The following is an 8,375-nucleotide window of genomic DNA, read 5'->3' on the forward strand; positions in this document are numbered from 1 at the left end:
CCGTGGTCCGCGGTGACGGTCCGGCAGGGAAGAATGCGTCCGTACGCACGGCAGCTCGGCGGAAGGCGGCAGGTCGCGGTGGAGTCTCGGATCATCGGCAGTGGTACGGACGGACAGGCGGCGGACGTGTTCGACACGGCCGGACTGCGACGGCGGGTCCTGGACGCCTGGGCGGCCGCGCCCGCCCGGTTCCGCGAGGACGCCAACGCGGAGGAGGAACTGGCCCTCGGCGGCTACCGCGACCGGCTGGTCGTCGAACTCGCCCAGAACGCCGCCGACGCCGCCGCCCGCGCCGGCCACGGCCCCGGCCGCTTCCGGCTGACCCTGCACGAGGGCGTGCTCGCCGCCGCCAACACCGGCGCCCCGCTGGACGCCACCGCCGTCGAGTCGCTGTCCACCCTGCGCGCCTCCGCCAAGCGCGCCGACGGCCAGGACGCGGTCGGACGGTTCGGCGTCGGCTTCTCCGCCGTCCTCGCCGTCAGCGACGAACCCGCCGTGCTCGGCGCCCACGGCGGTGTCCGCTGGTCGCTCACCGAGGCGCACGCGCTCGCCGACGCCCGCCCCGAACTGGCCGGGGAACTGCGCCGCCGCGAGGGCCACGTCCCGCTGCTGCGCCTGCCGCTGCCCGCCGAGGGCGCCGCCCCCGACGGCTACGACACCGTGGTGGTGCTGCCGCTGCGCGACGCCGCCGCCGAGGACCTCACCCGCCGGCTGCTCGCCGAGATCGACGACGCCCTGCTGCTCACCCTGCCCGGCCTCGCCGAGATCGTGGTCGAGACCCCGGACGGCGTGCGCACCCTGACCCGCTCCGCCGCCACCGCACGGCCGGACGGCCTGACCGAGGTCACCATCACCGACGGCGACCGGCAGGCCCGCTGGCAGCTGGTCGCCCGCTCCGGCGGCCTCGACCCCGCGCTGCTCGCCGACCGCACCACCGAGGAGCGCGCCCGCCCGTACTGGTCGGTGACCTGGGCCGTGCCGGTCACCGCCGACGGCACCCCGCAGCCGCCCCGCACCACCCCCGTGGTGCACGCCCCGACCCCCAGCGACGAGCCGCTCGGCGTCCCCGCGCTGCTGATCGCCGGGTACCCGCTGGACTCCACCCGCCGCCACGTCGCCCCCGGGCCGCTCACCGACTTCCTCACCGAACGCGCCGCCGACGCCTACGCCGACCTGCTGCGCGGCCGCGGCGCCGACCTCGGCTCGCTCGGCCTGGTCCCCGGCCCGCTCGGCCAGGGCGCCCTGGACAACGCGCTGCGCACCGCGATCCTGCAGCGGCTGCCCGCCACCCCGTTCCTGCCGCACCCCGGCGCCGTCGAGGAGGGCACCCCGGCGCTGCGCCCGCGCGACGCCACCCTGCTGGAGGGTGCCGACCACCTGGTGGTCGAGGCGCTCGCCCCGATCTTCCCCGGCCTGCTGCCGGCCGGGCTGGAGCGCCGCAGCGAGCTGCGCGCCCTCGCCGTGCGCCGGGTGCCGCTGGCCGAGGTGGTCGACCAGCTCGGCGGCCTGGACCGCGAGCCCGCCTGGTGGCGCAACCTGTACGCGGCGCTCGGCGGCGCCGACCCGGAGTCGCTCGGCGCGCTCCCCGTCCCGCTGGCCGACGGCCGGACCGTCACCGGTCCGCGCCGGGTGCTGCTGCCCTCCGACCCCGCCGAGTGGGCCGGGTACGAGGGCTACCCCGAGGCGCTCGCCGAGGCGCTGGAACTGCTCGACCTCCGCCTCGCCCACCCGGACGCGGCCCACCCGCTGCTGGCCAGGCTCGGCGCCGCCACCGCCACCCCCGCGGGCGTCCTGGACACCCCCGAGGTCCGGGCCGCGGTGGCCCGCTCGATGGAGGTCGGCGAGGACGACTTCGACGCCGCGGTCGACCTCGCCGACGCCGTGCTCGCCCTGGTCAAGGCCGCCGACACGACCCCCGGCGGCCACCCCTGGCTGGCCCGGCTCGCGCTGCCCGACGACGAGGGCGAGCTGACCCGGGCCGGCGAGCTGATCCTCCCCGACAGCCCGCTCGCCGCCCTCGCCCGCGAGGACGACGCCGGCTACGTGGACGACGACCTGCTGGAGCGCTGGGGCCCCGAGGTGCTGGCCGCCGCCGGGGTGCTCGCCACCTTCGCGCTGGTGCGCGCCGAGGACGTCGTGCTCGACCCCGACGACCTGGAGCGCCTGGACCCGACCGCCCCCGCCGGCCACGCCGCCGGCGGCCGCCCGACCGGTCTGCTGGATGAGGCCCCGGACGGGCTCGCCGAGTGGTGCGAGGACGTGCTGGAGGCCCTGCACTCCGACGACGCCGGTCTCGGTGTGCCACCGGTCGCCGCCGAGCTGCTCGCCGTCCGCGACCTCGACCTGGTCGACGACGCCGCCTGGCCCGAGGCGCTCGCCCTGCTGGCCCGCCCGCCCTACCGCGAGGCCGTGGTCAACCCGGTCCGCACCCTGCTGCCCGACGGCAGCTACACCGACCTGCCGCCGTACACCGCCTGGTGGCTGCGCGACCACCCGGTACTGGACGGCCGCGAGCCGGCCGGCCTGCGCGCGGCCGGCGCCGACCCGCTGCTGCGCGGCCTGTACGACGAGGCGCGCACCACCCTGGACGAGCAGTTCCTGCACGCCCTCGGGGTGCGCACCACGCTGGCCGCGCTGCTCGCCGAGCCGCACGGCCCGGACGAGCTGCTCGACCGCCTCACCGACCCCGCCTCCCAGGTCACCCACCGCCAGCTGCACGGCATCTACACCGCGCTGGCCCAGCTGCCGGCCGAGCAGGTGGAGGCGCTGGACGTGGTCCGGGCGCTCACCGCGCTGGACGAGGAGACCGGCCGGCGCGGGGACGCCACGGTGATCGTGGACGCCGCCGATGCGGTCGTCGGCGACGCCCCCGACCTGGTCGAACTCCTGCACGGCCACCCGGTCCTGCCGGTCGACCCCGCGTATGCCGCCGACCTCGCCGAGCGGCTGCACGTCTCGCTGGCCAGCGAGGTGGCCGGCGGCCGGGTGCTCTCCGAGGGCACCCTGCACCGGGTGCCCGCGGTCGTCCGCGAGCTGCTGCCCGGCTGCCCCGCCGGGTACGAGGAGCACGAGGAGCTGCTGGTGGTCGGCCCGGACGGCGAGGAGGCCGCCGTGCACTGGCGCTGGGACACCGCGGCCCCGGCGCCCGAGCTGCCCTACGACCCCGAGGACGCCGAAGCGGCCGACGAGGACGACGAGTTCGACGTGCCGCCGGTCCCCGGGCTGCTGCATGCCGCCACCCCCGAGGGCCTGGCGGCGGGCCTCGCCTGGTCGGTCGGCCAGTGGCACCGCCGGTTCGAGGTCCTCGCCGCGCTCACCGAGCCCGACCGGGCCTACGAGCTGCTGGCCGCCCGCGACTTCGAATCCTGACGCTCCTTCAACTGCCGTAGCGAGGACAGGTCCCTGGCCTGCCTCGCGGCCTCCGGGGCCCGCAGTGCGCGGTACACCAGTACCGCGCACCCGGCCCCGGCGGCCGACAGCACGAGCAGCACCCCGCGGTGCGGCAGGCCGGCCAGCCGGGCCGCGCCGCGCAGGGCGAGCCAGAGCGCCAGTGCGGCCGTCCCGCCCGCCCCGAAGGCGATGAACGCCTCCAACTCCCCGCCCCTGCGTGCCACCCCGGCCCCCCGTTCAGGCGTCCGTCCGGCGGACCACCACCCGCCAGACCACTTCCAGCAGCAGGCCCGCCACCACCGCGATACCTACCCCGATCCAGGCGTCACGCGTCCCTTCCAGGGACAGCTGGAAGAAGTCCGAGAGCCACGGCACCACCATCACGAGGGCGAACGCCCCGCCCATCACCCCGATCAGCAGCAACCGCCACCAGGTGTACGGGCGCGCCACGATCGCCAGCACCCACATCGCCACCAGGAACAGCGTCAGCGTCGCCACACTGGTGTCCGCCTTCAGATCACTCGTGTGGTCGGCCCGCGCCAGCATGTACGCCGTGAAGGTCGCGGTACCCGCGATCACCCCGCCCGGCACCGCCAGGCGCAGCACCCGCCGCACGAAGCCGGTCCTGGCCCGCTCGTTGTTCGGCGCCAGCGCCAGGAAGAACGCGGGCACCCCGATGGTCAGCGTGGAGAGCACCGTCGAGTGCCGCGGCAGGAACGGGTACGGCACGTTGGTGAACACCACCAGCAGCGCCAGCAGCACCGAGTACACCGTCTTGACCAGGAACAGGGTGGCCACCCGCTCGATGTTGCCGATCACCCGGCGGCCCTCCGCCACCACCGACGGCAGCGTGGCGAACCGGTCGTCCAGCAGCACGATCTGCGCCACCGCCCGGGTCGCGTCGGAGCCGGTGCCCATCGCCACCCCGATGTCGGCGTCCTTCAGCGCCAGCACGTCGTTGACACCGTCACCGGTCATCGCCACGGTGTGGCCGCGCGACTGCATCGCCCCGACCAGCTCCCGCTTCTGCTGCGGTGTCACCCGCCCGAACACCGAGGTCCGCTCGGCGACCTCGGCCAGCTCCTCCTGCCCCGCGGGCAGGGTCCGGGCGTCCACCGGGTGCTCGGCGCCGGGCAGGCTCAGGTGCGCGGCCACCGCGCCCACCGAGACGGCGCTGTCACCGGAGATCACCTTCGCCCGCACCTGCTGGCCCTCGAAGTAGCGCAGGGTGTCCGCCGCGTCGTCGCGCAGCCGCTGCTGCAGCACCAGCAGCGCCAGCGGTTCCAGGGCGGCCGCCGGATCCGGTCCGTCCAGCGCGGACGGGGTGCGGCCCAGCAGCAGCACCCGCAGGCCCTTGGCGCCCAGCTCGTCCACCTCGGCCAGCACCGGGTCCCCGGCCGGCAGCAGGACGTCCGGCGCGCCCAGCAGCCAGCTCGCCTCGGTCCCCTGCGGTTCCAGCAGCTGCACCCCGCTCCACTTGCGGGCCGAGGAGAACGGCATCGCCTCCAGCACCCGCCAGCCGCCGTCCCCGGGCGGGCCGTACGCGTCGATCACCGCCTGCATGCTGGGGTTCGGCCGGGAGTCGGCCCCGCCCATCGCGCCCAGCGCCTGCTGCAGCACCGCCGGCTCCTCGCCCGGCTCCCCGTCCGCCCGGCGCAGCGCCCGCAGCTCGATCACGTCCATCCCGCCCTCGGTCAGCGTGCCGGTCTTGTCCAGGCAGACCGTGTCCACCCGGGCCAGCCCCTCGATCGCCGGCAGCTCCTGCACCAGGCACTGCCGGCGGCCGAGCCGGATCACCCCGATCGCGAACGCCACCGAGGTCAGCAGCACCAGCCCTTCCGGCACCATCGGGACGATCCCCGCCACCATCCGGCGCACCGCCTCCCGCCAGTCGTTGCCCTCCACCGCCAGCTGGCTGACGACCAGCCCGATCGCGGTCGGGATCAGCAGGTAGGTGATGAACCGCAGGATGTCGTTGATCCCGCTGCGCAGCTCGGAGCGGACCAGCGTGAACCGGCTGGCCTCCTCGGCCAGCTGCGCCGCGTACGCCTCGCGCCCGACCTTGGTGGCGGTGAACGCGCCCGCGCCGGCCACCACGAAGCTGCCGGACATCACCTCGTCGCCGGGGTGCTTGAGCACCGGGTCGGGCTCGCCGGTGAGCAGCGACTCGTCGATCTCCAGACCGTCCGCCTCGGCCACCCGGCCGTCCACCACCACCTTGTCGCCGATGCCGAGCAGCACGGTGTCGTCGATCACGATCCCGGAGGTCGGCACCGTCCGGGCGGCGCCGTCGCGCCGGACCTGCGGCTTGGCCTCGCCGATCAGCGCCAGGCTGTCCAGGGTCTTCTTGGCGCGCAGCTCCTGGACGATGCCGATCGCCGTGTTGGCGACGATGACCAGGCCGAACAGGCCGTCCTGGATCGGTCCGACCACCAGGATGATCCCGAACATCACGCCGATGATCGCGTTGAACCGGGTGAAGACATTGGCCCGGACGATCTCCCGGGTGGAGCGGCTGGAGCGGACCGGGACGTCGTTCACCTGGCCGCGGGCCACCCGCTCGGCGACCTCGGCCTCCGTCAGCCCCGGGGCCCGGGCCGGCCGCGGCCCGGTCGCGTGCGCGCCGGGCAGCTGCGGACCGGACGCCTGCGGGCCGGACGCCGGGGAGTCCGGCAGGCCGGGGCCGTCGGGGCCGGGGCCGTCGGGGTCGGGCAGGTCCGCGCCGGGCGTGGCCATCGCGGCCGACCGGGCGGCCGGTGAGGCGCTCCCGGCAGCGGACCCGGGGTCGGACCCGGCATCGGAGTGGTCTTCCCCGGGGTGCGTCATGGCACCGACTCTAGGGGGGTGATTTGCCCGTTGCGCCCCACTGTGGGGCGATTCGGGCCAACCGGGTGGCGGCCCGGCTCAGCCGTGGTTGTCCCCGGGGGCGGCCGCGCTCGTCCCGGCCGGGCCGGCCCCTTCCGTCCCCTCGGCCGCCGCGCGGCTGCGCCGGATGGCGTTGCGCCGCGAGATGCAGTACCAGAGGCCGATCAGGCCCAGCAGGCCGCCGGACAGGCAGATCCAGGGCCACGAGCCGTGGCCGTGGTCGGAGAGCGCGCCCTGGAACGGCAGCAGCACCACGAAGCCGAGGAACCACAACACCGTGCCGCCGCCGACGATCGCGACGTCGTTGGCCTCCAGCGGCGGAGGGGAGGGGTGCAGCGGGGTCTTCGGCATGCGCCCTAGCGTACGGGTGAGGCGTGGGGGCACGGCAGAGGCGGGGGGTGCCGTGGCGACCGGGTACGACCGTAAGGGGTCTCTTCTACGCGCGAAGATGGCGCGTGCGCGATCCGGGAACTCATACTTGGGACTCCGGGTCGGCTCCCGGCGGGTCGCCTTCCAGGCGCGAGCGCCAAGGCCCCCGGCCCACCCGGCCGACGTCGCTCGGGTGCCCCCTCCTCCTCCGCCCCCACCCGACGAGGACACCCGAATGCCTCCGCTGGCCGACTCGACCGAAGCGTCGGACGCCACGCCCGCCCCGAAGGCGCCGCACCACCAGACCGGCCCCCTCGACCGTTTCTTCAAGATCTCCGACCGTGGCTCCAGCCTGTCGCGCGAGATCCGCGGCGGCGTCGCCACCTTCTTCACCATGGCCTACATCCTGGTGCTGAACCCGATCATCCTGGCCAACGCCGTGGACATGAACGGGACCCACCTGGACAGCGCCCAGCTGGTCACCGCGACCGCGCTCACCGCCGGACTCACCACCCTGCTGATGGGCGTGATCGGCAACGTCCCGATCGGCCTGGCCGCCGGCCTCGGCGTCAACACCATCGTGGCGCTGCAGCTCGCCCCCCGGATGACCTGGCCCGACGCCATGGGCATGGTCGTCCTGGCCGGCTTCGCGATCATGGTCCTGGTCGCCACCGGGCTGCGCGAACGGGTCATGAACGCCGTACCGCTCGGGCTGCGCAAGGCCATCGCCATCGGCATCGGCCTGTTCATCTGCCTGGTCGGCCTGGTCGACTCCGGCTTCGTCAGCCGCATCCCGGACGCCGCCCACACCACCGTCCCGCTGCAGCTCGGCAGCAACGGCCACCTGCTGGGCTGGCCGGTCCTGGTCTTCGTGCTCGGGCTGCTGCTCACCCTCGTCCTGCTGATCCGCAAGGTGCCCGGCGCGATCCTGATCAGCATCGTCGTGATGACCGGCGTCGCGGTGGTCATCCAGCAGCTCGCCGACCTGCCCGGCGCCGCCTGGGGCCTCACCGTCCCGGCCTGGCCCGGCAACCCGGTGGCCGCGCCCGACTTCGGCCTGGTCGGCCAGGTCAGCCTGCTCGGCGGCTTCTCCCACGTCGGTGCGCTGACCGGGGTGCTGTTCGTCTTCACCGTGCTGATGTCGTGCTTCTTCGACGCGATGGGCACCATCCTCGGCGTCGCCGACGAGGCCCACCTGCTGGACGAGAAGGGCGACCTGCCCGGCATCAACCGGATCCTGATGGTCGACGGTATCGCCACCGCGGCCGGCGGCGTCACCTCCTCCTCCGCCAACACCTGCTTCGTCGAGTCCACGGCCGGCGTCGGCGAGGGCGCCCGCACCGGCTTCGCCTCGATCGTCACGGGCGCGCTCTTCCTGGTCGCGCTCTTCCTCACCCCGCTCGCCACCATGGTCCCCGCCCAGGCGGCCACCCCGGCGCTGGTCACGGTCGGCTTCCTGATCCTGGCCAACTCCATCACGGAGATCGACTGGACGGACTACACGATCGCCGTCCCGGCCTTCCTGACCATGGTGATGATGCCCTTCTCGTACTCCATCACCAACGGAATCGGCATCGGCTTCATCACCTTCTGCATCCTGCGGGCCGCCGCCGGCCGCTGGCGCAGCGTCCCGGTCGCGATGTACGTGGTCGCGGCGGTCTTCGCCTTCTACTACATGCTCCCGGCCCTCGGCCTGGACTGACCGCCCGGCCGCCCGGCCGCACGGTACGGGCCCGCCCCCGCCTGCCGGG

Annotated in this window: 5 protein-coding genes; 2 read left to right on the top strand and 3 right to left on the bottom strand. The window is 75.0% G+C overall.

Annotated features, from left to right (window positions below):
* The first annotated feature begins 78 nt into the window (after window positions 1-78).
* Complete coding sequence (locus tag AA75_RS14690) at window positions 79-3,369, top strand: sacsin N-terminal ATP-binding-like domain-containing protein (RefSeq protein ID WP_033820449.1); 3,291 nt, start codon at window positions 79-81, stop codon at window positions 3,367-3,369.
* Here AA75_RS14690 and AA75_RS14695 read toward each other — a convergent pair.
* From AA75_RS14695 to AA75_RS14705, 3 genes are all read right to left on the bottom strand, one after another.
* A complete protein-coding gene (locus AA75_RS14695; protein ID WP_033820444.1) occupies window positions 3,333-3,614 on the bottom strand; it encodes a hypothetical protein in 282 nt (93 codons plus the stop codon). The genes AA75_RS14690 and AA75_RS14695 overlap by 37 nt on opposite strands.
* 13 nt (window positions 3,615-3,627) lie before the next feature.
* Complete coding sequence (locus tag AA75_RS14700; RefSeq protein ID WP_082526509.1) at window positions 3,628-6,126, bottom strand: HAD-IC family P-type ATPase; 2,499 nt, start codon at window positions 6,124-6,126, stop codon at window positions 3,628-3,630.
* A gap of 168 nt (window positions 6,127-6,294) precedes the next feature.
* Entirely contained in the window at window positions 6,295-6,606 is a 312-nt protein-coding gene (locus tag AA75_RS14705; RefSeq protein ID WP_033820445.1) for a DUF2530 domain-containing protein, read from the bottom strand.
* 253 nt (window positions 6,607-6,859) lie between these two features.
* On the opposite strand from AA75_RS14705, the gene AA75_RS14710 reads away from it, so the two are divergent.
* Window positions 6,860-8,326: an NCS2 family permease gene (locus AA75_RS14710; protein WP_033820446.1), complete on the top strand. Its 1,467-nt coding sequence runs from the start codon at window positions 6,860-6,862 to the stop codon at window positions 8,324-8,326.
* Window positions 8,327-8,375: the final 49 nt, after the last annotated feature.

This window comes from Kitasatospora sp. MBT63 (genome assembly GCF_000710465.2).
Taxonomy (GTDB): Bacteria; Actinomycetota; Actinomycetes; order Streptomycetales; family Streptomycetaceae; genus Kitasatospora.

Excerpts from the sequence above, each read along its gene's own strand:
- AA75_RS14700 (WP_082526509.1), bottom strand. The coding sequence starts at position 6,126 with ATGGCCACGCCCGGCGCGGACCTGCCCGACCCCGACGGCCCCGGCCCC.
- AA75_RS14705 (WP_033820445.1), bottom strand. The coding sequence starts at position 6,606 with ATGCCGAAGACCCCGCTGCACCCCTCCCCTCCGCCGCTGGAGGCCAAC.
- AA75_RS14710 (WP_033820446.1), top strand. The coding sequence starts at position 6,860 with ATGCCTCCGCTGGCCGACTCGACCGAAGCGTCGGACGCCACGCCCGCC.